12 protein-coding genes are annotated in these 17,477 nt (G+C 66.4%); 6 read left to right on the forward strand and 6 right to left on the reverse strand.

What is annotated here, in order from left to right:
* Positions 1 to 15: 15 nt before the first annotated feature.
* Together ACYOEI_RS21625 and ACYOEI_RS21630 are read right to left on the reverse strand one after the other, a co-directional pair.
* Positions 16 to 783, reverse strand: coding sequence for a methyltransferase family protein (locus ACYOEI_RS21625; RefSeq protein ID WP_462851648.1), 768 nt, complete (start codon positions 781 to 783; stop codon positions 16 to 18).
* Between the two features lie 195 nt (positions 784 to 978).
* Positions 979 to 2,247 (reverse strand): hypothetical protein, encoded by a 1,269-nt coding sequence (locus tag ACYOEI_RS21630; RefSeq protein WP_462851649.1) that lies wholly within the window; start codon positions 2,245 to 2,247, stop codon positions 979 to 981.
* Positions 2,248 to 2,414: 167 nt separating this feature from the next.
* On the opposite strand from ACYOEI_RS21630, the gene ACYOEI_RS21635 reads away from it, so the two are divergent.
* On the forward strand, positions 2,415 to 3,518 hold the full coding sequence (locus ACYOEI_RS21635; RefSeq protein WP_462851650.1) for a serine hydrolase domain-containing protein: 1,104 nt from the start codon (positions 2,415 to 2,417) through the stop codon (positions 3,516 to 3,518).
* A gap of 123 nt (positions 3,519 to 3,641) precedes the next feature.
* Positions 3,642 to 3,992: a hypothetical protein gene (locus ACYOEI_RS21640; RefSeq protein WP_462851651.1), complete on the forward strand. Its 351-nt coding sequence runs from the start codon at positions 3,642 to 3,644 to the stop codon at positions 3,990 to 3,992.
* A gap of 35 nt (positions 3,993 to 4,027) precedes the next feature.
* Here ACYOEI_RS21640 and ACYOEI_RS21645 read toward each other — a convergent pair whose 3' ends face one another.
* A complete protein-coding gene (locus ACYOEI_RS21645) occupies positions 4,028 to 4,807 on the reverse strand; it encodes a hypothetical protein (RefSeq protein ID WP_462851652.1) in 780 nt (259 codons plus the stop codon).
* Between the two features lie 41 nt (positions 4,808 to 4,848).
* Positions 4,849 to 5,073, reverse strand: coding sequence for a hypothetical protein (locus ACYOEI_RS21650; protein WP_462851653.1), 225 nt, complete (start codon positions 5,071 to 5,073; stop codon positions 4,849 to 4,851).
* A gap of 574 nt (positions 5,074 to 5,647) precedes the next feature.
* On the opposite strand from ACYOEI_RS21650, the gene ACYOEI_RS21655 reads away from it, so the two are divergent.
* Positions 5,648 to 7,273, forward strand: a complete 1,626-nt coding sequence (locus ACYOEI_RS21655) for a fumarate hydratase (RefSeq protein ID WP_462851654.1) — start codon at positions 5,648 to 5,650, stop codon at positions 7,271 to 7,273.
* A gap of 223 nt (positions 7,274 to 7,496) precedes the next feature.
* Here ACYOEI_RS21655 and ACYOEI_RS21660 read toward each other — a convergent pair whose 3' ends face one another.
* Both ACYOEI_RS21660 and ACYOEI_RS21665 read right to left on the reverse strand, forming a co-directional pair.
* Positions 7,497 to 11,012, reverse strand: coding sequence for a protein kinase domain-containing protein (locus ACYOEI_RS21660; protein ID WP_462851655.1), 3,516 nt, complete (start codon positions 11,010 to 11,012; stop codon positions 7,497 to 7,499).
* A gap of 3 nt (positions 11,013 to 11,015) precedes the next feature.
* On the reverse strand, positions 11,016 to 11,654 hold the full coding sequence (locus tag ACYOEI_RS21665; RefSeq protein ID WP_462851656.1) for a sigma-70 family RNA polymerase sigma factor: 639 nt from the start codon (positions 11,652 to 11,654) through the stop codon (positions 11,016 to 11,018).
* A 1,161-nt stretch (positions 11,655 to 12,815) separates the two neighbouring features.
* Here ACYOEI_RS21665 and ACYOEI_RS21670 point away from each other — a divergent pair.
* The 3 genes from ACYOEI_RS21670 (at position 12,816) to ACYOEI_RS21680 (ending at position 17,449) form a co-directional block, all read left to right on the forward strand.
* On the forward strand, positions 12,816 to 13,016 hold the full coding sequence (locus ACYOEI_RS21670; RefSeq protein WP_462851657.1) for a hypothetical protein: 201 nt from the start codon (positions 12,816 to 12,818) through the stop codon (positions 13,014 to 13,016).
* Positions 13,017 to 13,226: 210 nt separating this feature from the next.
* Positions 13,227 to 14,324, forward strand: coding sequence for a DUF1559 domain-containing protein (locus ACYOEI_RS21675; RefSeq protein ID WP_462851658.1), 1,098 nt, complete (start codon positions 13,227 to 13,229; stop codon positions 14,322 to 14,324).
* A gap of 146 nt (positions 14,325 to 14,470) precedes the next feature.
* Positions 14,471 to 17,449, forward strand: coding sequence for a CRTAC1 family protein (locus ACYOEI_RS21680; RefSeq protein WP_462851659.1), 2,979 nt, complete (start codon positions 14,471 to 14,473; stop codon positions 17,447 to 17,449).
* The last annotated feature ends 28 nt before the right edge of the window (positions 17,450 to 17,477 follow it).

The following is a 17,477-nucleotide window of genomic DNA, read 5'->3' on the forward strand; positions in this document are numbered from 1 at the left end:
ACTGGGCTCGATCGATTACAGGATCGGCGGGAGGAGCCACCACGAGCGCCGCTTGTAATCGGCCCACTCGGGATGACGCGACATCCGGGCTTCTTTGAGGATCATGTTGACCGAGAAGACCCCGCCCCAGGTGCAGGCCAGGACGACGGTGGGAAGCCAGTGCCAGACCATCAGGGCGAAGCTGCCGTAGATCATCATTTCGCCGAGGTAGTTCGGGTGGCGAATATAGCGGAACATCCCGTCGGTGATGAGCCCGCGCCGGAGACGCAAGGTGAAAAATTTTTGGGCATCAGCGGCGATCATGATCGCGGAACCCAGGATGCACAGGGTTATGCAGAGCGCGTACCAGGCATAGTCCGGCAGGGGATAGTTAGGGCGGGACGTCCCCGAGATCAGGAGCCAGCCGAAAGACCAGTACCAGACCAGCACGCCGAAGAAGACGACGAGCCCGCCGCCGATGGTTGCCCGGCGCTGCCAACTCGGGTCGGGAAAGGCCAGGTCCTTGATCATCCAGACCAACCCATAGCTCCCGTGCATCGCGAGGTAGATCCAGGCCGCGAGACTGGTGCTGTGATACCAGGCGATGAGCAGGCCGAGGAAAGGGAACGTCCCGACCTTCTGGAAGTTGATCACCCAGGCGAGCTTCCAGGGGCGTGGCCCGCCTCCGAGGTCACTCATCAAGTACTCCGTGACCCGCCCTACGACCGCCGCCCAGGCCGGTGGAGGGATCATCGGTTGATCTTCCACGCGCGCTCGTTCTTCCCCCGCCTGCGATTCGCTCATGATCGTCTCCGGTCCTCCAAGCTCCTTCTGATCAACTCGGAAGGGGATTCACCATAAAGGCACAAAGTAATCCGTGAGGAGACCCAAGGGGAATTCTTTCTCTTCTCGGTTGTCCCCCCTTTGTGTCTTTGTGCCTTTGTGGTGAAGAACTCACCCGGCGACTGCTCGGTCGAGATCGACGAAGAGTGTCTGTTTTCATCCCCTCGCCATGAAGACGACCGCCTCGTACAGTCCGGCCTTGCTCTGCCGCTTCCGCATCCGGTCGATCCGCACGCGTTCGAATCCGAAATGGGCGAAGAGGTCGGCCAGGATCTCGTCGCTCGGGAGGGGGTGGTCGTAGAATTTGCTGTTCCCGATCACGTATGCAAGCCTCGCCCGGTCTCGGCAGACGAGGGCGACCTCGCGGGCATGGTCGTAGATGTCGTTAAAATATTTTGTCACATAATTAGCCATCAGTGGCCCTCGGCCGTTGATGTGGCCCGTGTAGGGGGCGAGTAACGCGGCGACGGTCGCGTTCGCCGGCGCGACCCCGGTCATGAGGACCGACGTCGCCTTGCCCCAGGTGCCGCCGATCGCGTCGGTCTCGAGCGTGCCGACCGCCCTGGCGTCCTCGATGAAGTCGAAGAAGAACAGGTGGGGCCTCGTCTCCCGGGCGTAGCTGAATCGGTTGGGGTAGGGGGGCGAGGTGATGACCGCCGAAGGCCGGGCCTCGGGGGGCAGGACGGCCGACAGGGCCTTGCTGTTGCCCCGGTGGACCTCCACCTCCGAGCAGGGCAGCCCCGAGACGGATCGCAGGTCGTCGACGATCTCCGCAGACTTCGCCTCGAGCACGGCGAGCACGCTCACCGTGGGCAAGGGGACCTCGGCGAACGTGAGCGAGACGTGGTTGTGCTTCGCGTTGCTCAACGGGACGAGCACGCCGAGAATGGCCATCTTGATCAGGTCGAGGTGGGCCGGCTCGGCGTCGAAGCCGGAGACGAAACGTCGGAGGCCGACGAGCTGCGCCAGGTTCCCCGGCGACCACCATCGTCCCGGGTTCGAGATCCGGGGGATCCAGTCGGCGTGCTCGGCGAGGTATCCCGCGGCGGCCTCCCCCGAGGGGATCGCCTTCCACTCGACCTCGAAGGCGGCCAGGAACCGTCGGAGCGTGCCCTCGATGGCGGCGACGTCGCGATAGGTCCGCGTCTTCACCATCCCGACGAACCGCAGGTAGGGGTTGAGCTCGACGCTGCACGCCGGGATCCCGCGGTACTTCATGCAGAGCGGGACGGTCCCGACCCCACTGAACGGGTCCAGCACGAAGTCGCTTCCCGACAGCCCGAACGCGTCGGCGATGTCGATCGCCAACTGCGGCGAGAAGCTCGGCGTGAGGCGATACCACCGGTGGATCGGCGAATGGAGCTTCCCCCGGAAGGTGACCTCCGCCACCTTGCGATCCACGAAGTTGGGCTCGGATTCGACCACGGATGAAGCCTTGCTGACTGGTAAATACGACATCCCGCACCGGGCGACTGGCAAAGCATCCCGCGGGCCGGAGATACTTGGGGAGAATCGATCTCGCCCCCGGCGAGGCTTGAATCGAAATTCAACGTCCCAACGCGCGGCGATTTCCAAACGTTTGGAGAGTCCCTATGACCGGGTGGAACGGACGAGCGTGGATCGTCCTGATACTGGGCCTGGCGTCGAGGGGAGGGACCTCGACGGCCGAGGGCGACGCGATCGACGGACTGATCCGGGCGGAGATGAAGGCGAAGATGATCCCCGGCCTCTCGCTCGCCATCGTGGAGCGCGGGGTCGTGGTCAAATCCGCGGGCTATGGCCTGGCGAACGTCGAGCTCGGAGTGCCGGCGACGGAGGCGACGGTCTACCAGTCCGGCTCGATCACCAAGCAATTCACGGCGACCCTGGTCATGTCGCTGGTCGAGGAGGGGAGGGTCGACCTGGATGACCCGATCACCCGGTACCTGCCCCCTTCGGCGCCGGGCTGGGAGAAAGTCACGGTCGCCCACCTCCTCTCGCACACGGCCGGAGTCTCGGAGTCGGTCGGCGGGCGGATCGACATGAGGCGCGACTACACCGAAGACGAGTTGGTGGCGATCATCCTCGCCCTCCCGCTCGACTTCAAGCCAGGCACGCGGTGGCGGTACAGCAACCCCGGGTACGTCCTGCTCGGGGCCCTGTGCCGAAAGGTCATGGGCAAACCCTACGGCGAAGGCTTGCGCGAGCGCGTGTTCAATCCGCTCGGGATGACCTCCGCGCGGATCATCGACGAGGCCGACATCGTCCCCAACCGCGCGAGCGGCTACCGACAGATCGGGGGCGTCTTGAAGAACCAGGAATGGTTCCCCTCGTCGATCAACGCGACCGCGGACAGCGGCCTGTATCTGACCGTGCTCGACCTGGCGAAGTGGGACGCCGGACTGCGGAGCGAGGCCGTCCTGAAGCAAGCGACCCTGCAACAGATGTGGACCCCGACTCGGCTGGCCGACTTGTCGACCCATCCCTACGGGTTCGGCTGGGAGCTCGGCAAGGTGAACGGCCAGCGGGTCGTCGAGCACAGCGGAACCTGGCAAGGGTTCGCTGCCCACATCGCACGATACCTCGACGACGAGTTGACCGTCATCGTCATGACCAACGCCGTCCATGGCCAGCCCGCCAGGCTGGTGCATCGGATCGCCGCCAAACTCCAAGGAACACCACGCCTCCGGGCGAAGCCGTTGGTTCCCCCGGCTTGAGCTTGACTTTCACGAGGGGTCCCTCATAAATTAGTTTCACGAGGCCACCCTCACATTATCCGGGCTGGCACCGATTCACCTGGCCTGGACGCAACTCCCAAGCGGCAAGGAGGTCGATCTCCGATGGAACTTGAACGGCAATCGACGGAAGGCTCGACGCGCTGGTATCACGACGTTGCGTACTTCTTCGGCGGGGTTTTCCTCGCGAACACGATTCCCCACCTGGTGAGCGGGATCTCCGGCAGCCCGTTCCAGAGTCCGTTCGCCTCGCCGCCGGGGGAGGGCCTGTCGTCGTCGACGGTGAACGTCCTCTGGGGGATGTTCAACCTGGCGGTGGCCTATCTCCTGGTCGTCCGCGTCGGACGCTTCGACCTGCGTCGGACGAGGCATGCCGCCGTCCTGGGGCTGGGGGCCCTCCTCATCGCGCTGCAGATGGCGCAGCACTTCGGCAAATTCCACGGGGGACTCCGCTGACGGGGGACGGTCGCCCTCGCCTCGCGATGGCGGCCTTACGGGAGGGCCCCGGCCTCCCGCCCGGTCATCTTCTTCGCCTTTACCGGCTCGGTCCGCTTGCGGATCGCCTGCCATTGGTCCTCGTCGAGGACCGCCTTCATCTTCGCGTCGGGGACGGCCGCCAGGCGGAGGATCACCTCGTCATAAGAGGGCCGGCTCCCCTTCCGTTCGGGTTTCGCCACGTCCCGGAGCAGCTCGGCCAGCCCTCGGCGCTGCTCGTTGCTCAGGCCGAGCCCCTGGTTCTCGTGCGTGATGAGCACGTCGATCCACCCTCGGTACTCGGACAGGGCCCGTTCGCGGAGCCTCTCCCGATGCCGGGCGACCTGTGCCCCGACCAGGGTCTTGGTGAGCACCTTCTCCAGGAAGGATGCGTCGCCCAGTGGGTCCGCGAAGAGGTCATTCCGAACCGGCCTCATTTCCCGATGAAAAGCGATGGCTTGATTCGCATTGGCCGGAAGGGACTCGAAGCGGCCCTGCATCTGGTCGACGACCTCGAAAATCCGCCGGAAATCGCCACGAGCCGCCAGCCGCAGCTTCTTCTCCTGGAGCGGGGAGAGGTCGTACACCTCGTCCAGCTCACGGAGACGAGCTTCCAGGCGGGCGTCGAGCTCGGCCTGCATCGCCTCTCGGTTCGCATAGGGAGAATAGGCCCAACGCTCGAAGCTCAGATTGCGTTCGAGCACGCGTCGGGGTGCCCCGGCCCCCGGCGCGTCCTGGGCCAGGCCGGGTTGTCCGATGGCCGTCACGACCCAAAGAAGGTGAGGAAGCCACCGCATGGCATCTCCTCGATTCGGCAAGGAGTCTTCTGATCGGCGACTCATGCAGGATCGTGTCCGGCTTCGAGGCCCTTGAGTGCCTTGATCCGCGTCGCGGCGTCCTTCGCCTGCTTCGTCCCGCCATGATTTGCAATCACGTCGGCATACGCTTTCAATGACTTCCGCAAAGCGAGGCCTTGCTCGGCGGCGGTCGGTATGTTTCGCTCGAGGTTACGGGCGATGCCGATGGCCGTGTCCGCCCGGTCGACGCGCTTGGCTTGGCCCACCGATGCCGGCCTGGGAGCAGATTTGATCCTCCGAGGCCGCTTTCTTGCACCGCCATCCTGGATTCGAGGGACGTTGTCATCGCCGGGCCTGAATCCCGATGATGGAAACATCGCGCCGGCAAAGCCGAAGGACGACCCACTCAAGACCGGAGACCTCGCCAGGCCACACGAGGACATCTGGGCATGCACTTGAGCCGATGCGAAGACCGCACACGCAAAGACGGCCGCCCGGAGAATGCTTCGTGACGTTTGCATATCACCTTCTCGTCGCGTGTCCAGGGATTGCGTACCATCGGCCAAATCCACGGCTCTTCCGCCCCAAAGCCTATCCCCGACATGACAACCCCGTCAATCGTGAGCACGGGTCCATCGCGACGTCGAGGCGCCTCTCTCCGGCACAAGCCCGAAGCGCTCGCGGAGGTCCGCGACGGCGATCCGGCCGGGTGTCGTTGCAAGAGCGGCGGAGAACCGCAAGGATAGTAGGCAGGCTCGCACGCATTGGCATTCGCCTTCGCCCCTCGTCCCGTTCGAGTCGAATCGGGGCGGGGGAGGTCTTTGTTCGGGAAACCTTTCCATGCCGGAGTTCGCCTACCAGGCCCCGTTCCCCCTCGGGCCCGATTCGACGCGGTATCGCCACCTGTCCTCAGATCACGTCTCCGCCTCGACGTTCGAGGGGCAGGAGATCCTCAAGGTGGCGCCCGAGGGACTCTCGGTGCTGGCACGCGAGGCCTTCCGGGACGTCTCGTTCCTCTATCGCGAGTCGCACCTCGCGAAGGTCGCCGCGATCTTCGACGACCCGGAGGCCTCCGCCAACGACCGAGGGGTCGCCCTGGCCTTGCTCAAGAACGCAGTCGTGGCCTCGGGGTTCCGGCTCCCCATGTGCCAGGACACCGGCACGGCCACCATCGTCGGCAAGAAGGGGCAGCGGGTCTGGACCGGCGTCGTCGACGAGGAGTGGCTCTCGCGGGGGATCTACGAAACCTACCTCAACGAGAACCTCCGGTACTCCCAGACCGTCCCGCTGTCGATGTTCGAGGAGGCCAACACCGGCACGAACCTGCCGGCGCAGGTCGACATCATGGCCACCAACGGGGGGACGTACGAGTTTCTCTTCGTGGCCAAAGGGGGGGGCTCGGCGAACAAGTCGATGTTGTTCCAGGAGACCAAGGCGCTCCTGAACCCGAAGAGTCTGGAGACGTTCCTCGACCAGAAGCTCCGCTCGCTGGGCACGGCCGCTTGCCCGCCGTATCACCTGGCGATCGTGATCGGGGGGACCTCGGCCGAGGCGACGATGAAGACGGTGAAGCTCGCCAGCGCGGGCTACCTGGACCACCTGCCGACCGAGGGGAACGCCCTCGGGAGGGCTTTCCGCGATCCGGGGCTCGAGGAGCAGGTCGTCGCGATGGCCCGACGGAGCGGGATCGGGGCGCAGTTCGGCGGCAAGTATTTCGCGCTCGACGCCCGGGTCATCCGACTGCCCAGACACGGGGCCTCGTGCCCGGTCGGGATCGGCGTCTCCTGCTCGGCGGACCGCAACATCAAGGCGAAGATCGACCGCGACGGCCTCTGGGTCGAGGAGCTTGAGCGCAACCCCGCAAGGTTCCTGCCCAACGACCATCGCGCGGGGCTCGGAGTGGAGCACGGGGTCGCGGTCGACCTGAACCGCCCGATGCCCGAGGTGCTCGCCGAGCTCTCGAAGTATCCGGTCGCCACCCCGCTCCGGCTCAGCGGGACCATCGTCGTCGCCCGGGACATCGCGCATGCCAAGATCAAGGAGCGGCTCGACCGGGGCGAGTCGATGCCGGGCTACCTCCAGGACCATCCGGTCTATTACGCCGGCCCCGCCAAGACCCCCGAGGGGCTCCCCTCGGGGTCGTTCGGCCCGACGACCGCCGGTCGGATGGATAGCTACGTCGACCTCTTCCAGTCGAAGGGGGGCTCGATGGTCATGATCGCCAAGGGCAACCGCTCGAAGGCCGTGACCGACGCATGCAAGTCGCACGGGGGCTTCTACCTCGGCTCGATCGGCGGCCCCGCCGCACTGCTGGCCCAGGAAAACATCAAGGAGGTCAGCCTCCTCGAGTATCCCGAGCTCGGGATGGAGGCCGTCTACAAGATCGACGTCGTCGACTTCCCCGCGTTCATCCTGGTCGACGACAAGGGGAACGAATTCTTCAGCCAGCTCCCGGTGCTCTCCTAGAGCGGTTGACGTGCGAGTGGCATCAATTCGACACAAGCCCGAAGCGCAAGCGAGTGAATCCTCTTCGATTTAGTGCGAAGAGGATTCACTCGCTTGCGCTTCGGGCTTGTAAGTGTGGATTAGGGGGTGCCACGTATTGTGTGATACCTGAGAGCGATCCGCTCTAAAGGTGTTTCGCGGGGGTGGGACGTTCCGATGCGGGGCACGGAGAAGGATAGCCGCCTCAGTCTCGGTCCGAGGCGATCCGATGGGTACCCGCTTGGGGACGGTTTCCGGAGGTTTCGTCCGCGTCCCGACCGGGCGAATTCCTGAGGGTGGTGAGGAGCGTGTTCACCTCTTCCCAGAAGGCTTCGCAGGCCTGGATCTCGTGCGCGGGGAGCTTGGCCAGGGCCGCGGGGTCGCGGATGACCGCGAGGTCGGAGTCCGTCTGCCAGTGTCGGAGGGATTGCCGGGGCCATCCCCATCGCCGGCCTTTCGGGCCCTCCGCGACGACCTTGCTCCATAGCGCGAGGTCGGCGTGGAGCCAGTCGAGCGCCTGGCGTCGCAAGACGGCACGGTCCGACTCTCCGAGTCGATCGGCGTCGACCCCCAGGCCGCTGGCGGCCAGGGCCGAGGCGCAGGCGGCGTTATAGCGATCGCCGGCCCGGAGGTCGTCCGCTCGCTTCGGCTCGACCGTGAACTCGGCGTTGAAGAGCCGGGCGGCGTCGGTGAATCGTCGCTTGTAGAACAGGCAGAAGGCGGCGAGCTCGCGGAGCTCGCCGGCGTCGGAGGGCAGCTCCTTCGCCTCGAGGATCGCGGCCAGCTTGGCGTCGAGGGCGAGCCGGCGCTCGCAATCCCGGAGGTGCTGCTGGGCTCGGGAGTACGACGGGTCGTCGGCCTTGAGGTGGTCGACCCACGCCTGGGCCTCGGCGCGGGCCTCGGCGAACCGGTCCTCGCGGAAGAGGGTCTCGCCCAGCGCCTCGCGCGCCAGGGCGAACCTGGGGTCGAGTTGGATCGCCCGTCGGTAGGCGGTGATCGCGTCGGCCATCCTCCCCTCGATCTTCAGGGTGTTACCGAGGTTGTGGTAGTCCGGCGCATCGTTCGGCGTGACGTCGAGGGCACGGTCGCGGAGCTCCGCGGACTCGTCACCGCGTCCTTCGGCCATGAGCAGGTCGCGGAGTCTCTGGTACGCGAGGGCCAGCTTGGGGTCGAGCTCGATGGCCTTCCGGTAAGCCGTGATCGCCTCCTCGATCCGCCCTTCGGATTCGAAGACCTCGGCAAGGTTGGCGTATCCGAGCCCCCCCTTCGGGTCGATCTCGGTGGCCCGGCGATGGGCGGCGATCGCCTCGGAGGACCGTCCTTCGGCCGCCAGGATCAGGCCAAGGTTCGTGTGGGCCGCGGAGAGGCCCGGGTCGAGCTCGAGGGCCCGGCGGAACGCCTCGCCGGCCTCCTCCAACCGGTGATCTTCCCACAAGGTCAGACCGAGTAGGTTATAGACCCCGGCGCTCCGGGGCCGGACCACCAGGGCCGCCCGGCAAAACCCGAGCGCCTCGGGCGGCTTCCTGGGCCTCAGCAACCTGGCGAGTTCGAAGTTGAGCCAGAAGTCCCCGGGGTGCCGACGCTGGGCCGCGCGGAGGAGCGGCTCGGGGTCTCCGCCAGCCTCGGTGATGAGCACGCTCAAGGTCGTCAGGAGGTGCGGCGGTTGGGCCGTCTCGGACACCTCCAGGGCCTCGTCCTTCAGCCGCTCGAGCGCCGGGAGATTGCCCCAAACGGAGGGGTCGCGCACCCGATCGCGCCAGTCGAGGTCCGGGTCCGCCAGTCGGGCGATGCGAAGCAGCCGGGCCCTTAGGCGGCTGTCGTTGGTCACGAGGGACCAGTCGTCGAGGGTGGCGACCAGGGGCCCTTGGGCGCCGGACATCCGGATCCGGGCCGCGACCGTGGCCTCGTCGAGGTCCCCCTCCACGGGGAGGCCTGCGTGCCTGAACGCCTCGGCATAACCTCGAGCGGCCGCGCTGGCGTCGGGCTGGTTGCGACCGAAGGGGCCGACCCGGCCCATCCGCTTCCCCTCCAGCTTGGCCACGAGGTCGAGGTCGCCCCGGGCCCTGTTGAGCCGACGGCGGAGGTCCTCGGAGCTGGCATCTTCAAGCCGGCTCGCGGCATTGGCCAGGACGCTCCCCGCCTCGGTCCAGAGGCCCTGCCGCTGCAGTCCCACGGCCCGGTCGAGGGCGATCTCCACCGCCTGGCGGGCCTGGCCTTCCCGACGCGCCTCCTCCAGCTTCCGCTCGGCCCGCTGCTGCTGCTCCCGGAACCCAGAGCCGATCGCCAAAGCCGTGAGGGCGAACACGGTCGCCACCAGGCCGGCGATCACGGGATTCCTCCGACACCACCGCCCGGCCCGCTCCGCAAGGCCCGGCCGGCGGGCCAGGATCGTCCGGTCGTCGAGGAATCGGCGCAAGTCTTCAGCCAGGGCCTCGGGCGTCTGGTAGCGGTCGGACGGCTCCTTGGCCATCGCCTTGTGAACGATCGTGACGAGGTCTCGGGGCCATGTCCGGCCCTGCTCGTCGAGGCGAGGGGGTTCGGACATCGCGATCTGGCGGACGAGCGGGGCCTGCCCCCGGTCGTTGAACGCAGGCCGGAGCGCGAGGAGCTCGTAGAGCGTCAAGCCGAGGGCGTAGACGTCGCTCCGCACATCCGCACGCCCGTCGAACCGCTCCGGGGCCATGTAGCGCAACGTGCCGAAGAGGTCGCCGGTATGGGTCAGGTCGGCCGTCCCGGTCGCCTTGGCCAGGCCGAAGTCGGTCAGCCAGACGGTCCCGGACATGTCCAGGAGTAGGTTCGAGGGCTTGACGTCGCGGTGCAACACCCCCTGGCCGGCGGCGTACGCCAGGGCGTCGGCCACCTGGACGCCGAGGTGGGCCACGCTCCGAGCGTAAGCCTGATAGGGACCTTGAGACTTCCCGACGGGCCGGCTCAGGTTCCTCGAGTCGGGCCGCGATGGGTTGGAAACGGGCTCCGACTTGAGGTCGAGATCCAGGGACGACGCCCTTCCGACGAGGGCGAGATCCGAGGTCCCCGGCCGAGAGGGCGCGGGGAACTGGCCTTTCCAGAGCGAGAGCGCCACCTCCGCCGAGGACGCATTGCCGTCGGAGGCCACGCCCTCCTCGACCTCCGACGCGTCCCGCTCTCGCCGCGATGTGGGCAGGTGCGGGCGAGTGGAGCTTGGGCCGCCGATGAGCCTCAAGAGCTCGACCAGCACATCGTCGAGAGGCCGCCCGTCGATGTACTGCATGACGTAGTAATGGGTCCCACCCTCCTCGCCGACCCCGAAAAGGGGGACGAGGTTGGTGTGGTGCAGTCGGGCCGCGGTCCTCGCCTCGCGGTGGAACCGCTCGACCTGCCGGGGGTGGCCGAGCGTCCCGGGGGGCAGCACCTTCAGGGCCACGCGTCGGCCGAGCGACTCCTGCTCGGCCTCGTAGACGACCCCCATCCCCCCTCGGCCGATCTCGCGGACGATCCGGTATTCGCCCAGCCGCCGAAGCGGAGTCCACCCCGCGTCTCCGGCCCGTGATGTCGGCGACGGGGCCGGCCGGAGTTCCTCCAGAACCAGAAGGGCCGGGAACAGCTCGAGGATGTCGTCGGCGAGTTCCGGATACCTCCGGGCGTACTCGGTCAACGTCGGCCGCTCTCCTCGCCGATGGAGGGCGGCGAACTCCTCGGCGAGTTCCTCGAGCGTTTCGCGTCCGGAATCCGGGTCGGTCATCGCCTAAACCCCCCCGAGGCCGCCGGGCAAGGAGCTCAAGATCTCCTTCAGGCGTTTCAAGGCCCGGAGGTAACGCTTGCTCGCCGCCGACTCCTGAATCTGTAAAACGCAGGCGACCTCGGCGTTGGAGAGATCCTCGAAGTGCCTCAGGACCAGGACCTCGCGATCGATCGCATCCATGCCGTTGAGGGCCTCCTGAACGCGCAGTTGCGTCTCCTCCCGGATCGCGACCCGGCTCGCCGAGGTCAGCCGCCCCAGGAATAGCTCCGCGAGCGACCCCGAGGAGGCCGGGAACGAGTGCCCCTGGAAGAGCGAGACCTCGAGGCCGGCGTCGCGCATCTTGGCCCCGAGGTGCTTGCGATGCAGGTCGACCAGCTTCTGCGCCGTGAGCAGTCGGAGCCAGAGATAGAACGGCATCGGAGGGTTCGTCAGATACTCGGAAAACCGACGCGCCAGGTCGAGGTAGGCCTCCTGGAGCACGTCGGCGGGATCGAGCCGCCCGAGGAGCCGACGGTCGAAGCGCAAGCGGACCATCTGCTCGAGCCGGCCTCGATACCGTTCGAACAATTCCGCGAGTGCCCCCCCGTCGCCCGCCGCGGCGCGTTCCAGAAGGACCTGAGTCTCCCCCGAATGATGGCCCATGGTTCCGAAGATGATTCCAGGCGTTTACGTCGAGGATAACAAGAGAAAAGAGCGTTCCGGAAGCCGTCGTTGCCGCCATCTTCCGCACGCACGGCACAATCCCACGCCGTATCGACCTCATGGGCCGGCCTGATCTCGGACGGCAAACCCGCCTCGACCATCGCCCGGCCCGATCGCTTCAAAGTGGCGATCGAATGGCGCGGACGATCCTTGAAGTCATGCCCCGGGCCAAGCGCCCTTGCTTCAATCCATCTCCAGATGTCGGGAGTGGCGGCACCGCCACGGAAGAATGTCTCCGGCCTCAATGTTGCGCGAAACGATCGCCTTCATGAGTCACCGCAGAGAGGCTCGTCCGTAATTCTAGCAGACCCGGTCGTCTGCCCAAGCCTTGGGGACGACATCGGGCGGCATGCCGAAAAGACCCTGTCAGTGCGAGGCGGGGCTCCGGGTACGGACCATCAAGGCACCCTTCGAGGCTCGCCGGGATGGCATCGAGAGGATTTCTCAAAAAGTCTCGAATTCACCTGTCCCGAAAAAGCCCTGATCCGCGGTTATACTTGATAGAGAACGTGTGCGAAAGGGCCCGTGCAGCCTCCTAAATCTTTAGTAGCCACGTATCCTATCTCGTTGCTTCGACTTATGCGATTTGGGCAGGCTTAATTGAGGAAAGGCCCGGCTCGACCTCGGCCCCTGCCCCTGACGACTGTCGGCTCCAGGAGTCGTTAGTAGTGCTGCGCCAAGATTTTCCGCGCAAAGCTGCCTACGCCTTTTTAGGGCAGCCAAAAAGCCCCTGAAATGATTATAAAATCGTTGCAGGGGTTGACGGGGCCGGCGAGATTGCGGATAACAACGGAATAGAGGGCGAGGACTTGCATATCAAGTCGTGATGGTCGATGCAGGGTCGGTGCGGATTGCAGGGTCAACCCGCGGGGTAACTCGCGGAGCGAGTCAGGGTCTGTCGTGCCATATTTTCATTTGGTCATGGTAGCGCTCGTCGCCAATCCATAAACCAAGCGCATCTTCGTATCGGACGAGGCGTCTCAAACGAATTCGGTCTTCTCATCACCCCGCCTTATGGCGAGGGGACGTCCTCGGTCCGCACACGACTTGAGTGCATTCGAACACAACTGTACTTGCACACTCAGCTTGGAGACGTTGTCGATGCAACGAGTTCGGTTCATCCGCCCACTGCCTTGGGTCATTGGCTTGAGCATCTTCTGCGGCCCGCTGCTCGTGGGTTGCGGCGGATCGGCCCCGAATGAAATGATTACCCCCAAGGCCCCTCCCGGTGTCTCCGCGAAGGACTCCATGGACTATTTCAAATCGCACATGAAGAAGAAGGGGAAGGGCGTCCGGAATTGAGTCGGTTGAGCTCGAGGGCGAAGGTTGTCGATCCTGTATGGCCCCCACATGCACGGGCCAATTATTACCTTCGCCTTGTCATGAGCACCTTCGCCCGACCCAGTCTTCATCGATCGAGGCCCTCACTCCAACGGTGATGGGACTTCGGATCAATTGACCTCTCCCAAATTTTTCATTTTTTGATTTCCATTGCCAGAGGAGACGAGATCGATGACTGTTGGAATGCGACGTACGCGAGGTTTTACGCTCATTGAGCTTCTGGTGGTGATCGCCATCATCGCCGTCCTGATCGCGCTGCTGCTGCCGGCCGTCCAGGCCGCCCGCGAGGCCGCCAGGCGGGCCCAGTGCACGAACAACCTGAAGCAGATCGGGTTGGCCCTGCACAACTACCACTCGGCGAACGAAACGTTCCCGCCGGCCGCCGCGGCGAGCCGCAACGGCCTGAACGGCAGCGGCGATGGCATCTGCATCGCATGGATGGGCTGGAGCGCCCAGGGCCTCATGCTCAACTACCTGGAGCAGGCCCCGCTCTACAACGCCATCAACTTCATGCTCGACCCGATCAATAGCCCGACTTACCCCTTCAACTCGACGACCACGAACACCAAGCTCAACGCCTACCTCTGCCCCTCCGACGGACTCGCCGGTCGGCAGTACATCAACAGCTACTACGCGAGCGAAGGGACGAGCGACCGGGCCGACGGCGGCGTCTCGAATACGGCCGCGAATTGCGGCACCCCGACCCAGGGCAGCACGGGCATGTTCTACTACAACATCGCGTACGGCCTCCGGGACATCACCGACGGCTCGTCGAACACCGTCGCGTTCAGCGAAGGGCTCGTGGGCTCGGGCGGCTCGGTCAAGTCGAACTTCAACACCGGCGTCAACCTCCCGGACGGAAGCGCCTCCGGCCTCTATGACGTGAACTCCGACCAGCCGACCACGCTGAAGAACATCCAGCTCTGCAACACGACCTTCATGACGGCCGCCCCGGGCGCCGGCCTCGGCACCAACCGCGGCCACTACTGGGCGTGGGGCTCCGAGTCGATGTCGATGTTCAACACGATCGTCCCCCCCAGCTCGACCCAGTCGTCCTGGGGCCAGTGCCGCTTCGGCTGCGGCGGGTGCGGCGTCGAGTCGACCGACCACGCCCACATCACGAACGCCAACAGCAACCACCCCGGCGGTGCCAACGTCCTCATGGGCGACGGCAGCGTCCGATTCGTCAAGAGCACCCTCAACATGCAGACGTGGTGGGCGCTCGGCACCCGGGCCAACGGCGAAGTCATCAGCGCCGACAGCTTCTAATCACGGGCCCACGCCCGGATGAAGCCGGGCCGCTGGCCGGCCGACAATCGTGACGCAGAATCAAGGCCGTCCACCATCCCGGAATCTCTCCGGGGTGGGGGGCGGCCATGTTGTTTCCCCCCCTCCGGGAACGGTAGTGTAGCGGGATGGGTGTTACAAAGCTCTTCACGCCATCGTCCCGCAAATCCACATTCGGCCGGGTGGCCGCCGCCATCGCGATCGTCGCGGTCGTCGGGTGGGGTGCGGTGCAGGTGTACGACGCCTGGTGGTATAACACCGAGCTGACCAAGGCCGAAGGGGAGATCACCTCGAAGCAATACGCTCCGGCCCAAGCCCGCCTGGCCCGGCTCTCGGCCCACTGGCAGGGCCGGGACGAGGTGGAATACCCGCTCGGCGTTTGCGAGGCGGCGCTGGGACACGTCGAGCCGGCATTGGACGCGTGGAAAAGGGTCCCGGCCGACTCGGTCATGTCCCCTCGAGCGGCGCTCGAGCGGGCCAAGTTCGCGATCGAGCACGGGCGGCTCGCGGCCGCCGAGGAAAGCCTCGGCTCGATCCTACGTCGGTCGGACGAGATCGGAGAGCAGGCGGGGAAGCTGGCGGACCAGCTCAATCTCTATTCGGGCCGGAGTCGCCTGATCGGGCGACGGATCGAGGAGCGGAGCGGATCCGCCCGCGACCTGGCGGGCCAGTTGCGACTCCATTGGCTCCTCGACTCGCAGCCGTTCGCGGTCCGCGCCGTCCGCGAGGCCCTGGAACGGCTGGGGGCCGAGGCCCCCGACGACGAGCGGATCTGGCTCGGCCGCGCCGACCTGGCCACGCGCACCGGCGCCTATGACGAGGCCGACGCCTGGCTCGAGCGTTGCGAAGCCAAGCATCCCGACGACCTCGATGTCCGGCAGGCCCGACTTGGCTGGGCGCTCGACTCGGGGAAGGTCGACGAGGCCGTTCGCGTCCTGGGGCAGCTCCCGGCCGACCGCTTCTCCCTCGCCGAGGTCGCCGCCATCGACGCCCGCCTCGCCGCCCTCCGCGGCCACCCCGATGAGGAGCGTGCTGCGCTCGAGCGCCGGGTCGAGCTCGAGCCGGGGGATGCGCCGTCCTGGGGCCGGCTCGCGGACCTCGCGGCGAGCCGAGGGCCCGCCGACCTCCTGACTCGAGCCCGTCGACGGAAGGCGGAGATCGACAGTGCCCGGGATCAATACCAGATCCTGATGAGCAACGTCGTGGCGGGCGACCTCTCGGAATCCGCCGAGTTGGCGAAGACCGCCGAATCCCTCGGCCGAAGGTTCGAGGCCAAGGGGTGGTGGACGATCCGTGCCCGGCAGGTCCCCGATGACTCCGAGGCTCGACCGGCCTTCGAACGTCTCTCCCGCGCCGAGCCTCCCAAGGCGCCTGCGGGCCGGACCCTCGCCGACCTCATCGCGAGCCGAGCGACGGCAAAGGCAAAGGCAAAGACCGAGGCCGCACCCACCGCCGGATCCGCCTTGGCAATTCCGACGTTCCGCGACGACGCCGAAGCCGCCGGCCTCAAGTTCGTCTATGAGAACGACAAGACGTCCCTCCGCCGGCTCCCGGAGACGATGGGAGGGGGCGTCGGCCTGATCGACTTCGACGGCGACGGCCGGCTCGACGTCTACGCCGTGCAAGGAGGGAAATTCCCCTCGGGCGAAGGCGACCGACTCTTCCGGAACAAGGGAGACGGTTCGTTCGAGGATGTCACCACGCGGTCGGGGATCGCCGGGTTCTCACGCGGATACGGGCACGGCGTCACCGTCGGTGACTACGACAACGACGGCCACCCCGACCTCTTCATCACGCGTTGGCGGGCCTACGCCCTGTACCACAACAAGGGGGACGGCACGTTCGAGGACGCCACGCAAAGCGTCGGCCTCGGGGGCGAGCGCGGGTGGCCGACATCGGCGGCGTTCGCGGACCTCGACAACGACGGCGACCTCGACCTCTACGTCTGCCAGTACCTCAAGTGGGACCCGATGACCTCGCCACCTTGCCCCGACGCGGACCGGCCGGGGACGCACAACTATTGCGTGCCCAGGACCTTCGAGGCCGAGCCGGACCGCGTCTTCCGCAACGACGGCGGCCGGTTCACCGACGTGACCGAGGAAACGGGCTTCGTCGACCTCGACGGCCGAGGCCTTGGGGTCGTCGCGGCCGACGTCGACGACGACGGCCTCGTCGACCTCTTCGTCGCCAACGACATGACCGCCAACTTCCTCTTCCGCAACCTCGGGGGGTTCCGATTCCAGGAGCAGGGGGCCGAGCGGGGGGTGGCGACGAACGCCTCAGGAGGCTACCAGGCGGGCATGGGCGTGGCCGCGGGTGACCTCGACGGTGACGGGGCCATCGACCTCGCCGTGACCAACTTCTACGGCGAGTCGACCACGTTCTTCCGCAACCTCGGGGGCGGGCAGTTCGCCGACTTCACCTCCGCGATCGGCCTCGCCGCACCAAGCCGGTTCCTCCTGGGCTTCGGTCTCGTCCTCCTCGACGCCAACAACGACGGCCGGCTCGACATGGCCTCGGCGAACGGCCACGTCAACGACTTCGGGCCGGCCATCCCTTATGCCATGCCCGCGCAGCTCCTGCTGGGCATCGGCGACGGCCGCCTCGAGGACGTCTCCGGCCGCGCCGGGCCCCCCTGGCAAATCCCTCGACTCGGCCGAGGCCTCGCCTCGGGGGACGTCGACAACGACGGCCGCGTCGACCTGTTGATCCTCTCGGAGCACGAGCCGCTGGCGTATCTGCACAACACGGGAGCGACCCCCCCGGGTCATTACATGACTCTCCGATTGGAAGGAACCTCCTCCAACCGCGACGCCGTCGGCACCCGCCTCACCATAACCGCCGGAGGCCGTCGCCAAATCACCCAGCGCTTCGGCGGCGGCAGCTTCCTCTCCGCCAACGACGGCCGGGTCCACCTCGGGCTCGGGTCCTCGGACCGCGTCGAGTCGGTCGAAGTCCGCTGGCCCTCGGGGAAGTCCGACGTCTACCGCGACCTCCCCGCCGACTCCGAATATTTCCTCAAGGAGGGCGACCCTTCGGCCACCCCGATCAAAAAAGAACCCGCCCTGTCGGGCGGGTCCGGGGCCGCCTCCGGGAAGACCCCGTGAGCGGCGATCGTTGGTGTCGATGCGGGGC

The sequence above is a fragment of the Singulisphaera rosea genome, assembly GCF_054877945.1.

What these genes read in the sequence shown, in the direction of transcription:
- ACYOEI_RS21625 (WP_462851648.1), bottom strand. Translation starts at nt 783, where the DNA reads ATGAGCGAATCGCAGGCGGGGGAAGAACGAGCGCGCGTGGAAGATCAA.
- ACYOEI_RS21635 (WP_462851650.1), top strand. Translation starts at nt 2,415, where the DNA reads ATGACCGGGTGGAACGGACGAGCGTGGATCGTCCTGATACTGGGCCTG.
- ACYOEI_RS21640 (WP_462851651.1), top strand. Translation starts at nt 3,642, where the DNA reads ATGGAACTTGAACGGCAATCGACGGAAGGCTCGACGCGCTGGTATCAC.
- ACYOEI_RS21645 (WP_462851652.1), bottom strand. Translation starts at nt 4,807, where the DNA reads ATGCGGTGGCTTCCTCACCTTCTTTGGGTCGTGACGGCCATCGGACAA.
- ACYOEI_RS21655 (WP_462851654.1), top strand. Translation starts at nt 5,648, where the DNA reads ATGCCGGAGTTCGCCTACCAGGCCCCGTTCCCCCTCGGGCCCGATTCG.
- ACYOEI_RS21660 (WP_462851655.1), bottom strand. Translation starts at nt 11,012, where the DNA reads ATGACCGACCCGGATTCCGGACGCGAAACGCTCGAGGAACTCGCCGAG.
- ACYOEI_RS21665 (WP_462851656.1), bottom strand. Translation starts at nt 11,654, where the DNA reads ATGGGCCATCATTCGGGGGAGACTCAGGTCCTTCTGGAACGCGCCGCG.
- ACYOEI_RS21670 (WP_462851657.1), top strand. Translation starts at nt 12,816, where the DNA reads ATGCAACGAGTTCGGTTCATCCGCCCACTGCCTTGGGTCATTGGCTTG.
- ACYOEI_RS21675 (WP_462851658.1), top strand. Translation starts at nt 13,227, where the DNA reads ATGACTGTTGGAATGCGACGTACGCGAGGTTTTACGCTCATTGAGCTT.
- ACYOEI_RS21680 (WP_462851659.1), top strand. Translation starts at nt 14,471, where the DNA reads ATGGGTGTTACAAAGCTCTTCACGCCATCGTCCCGCAAATCCACATTC.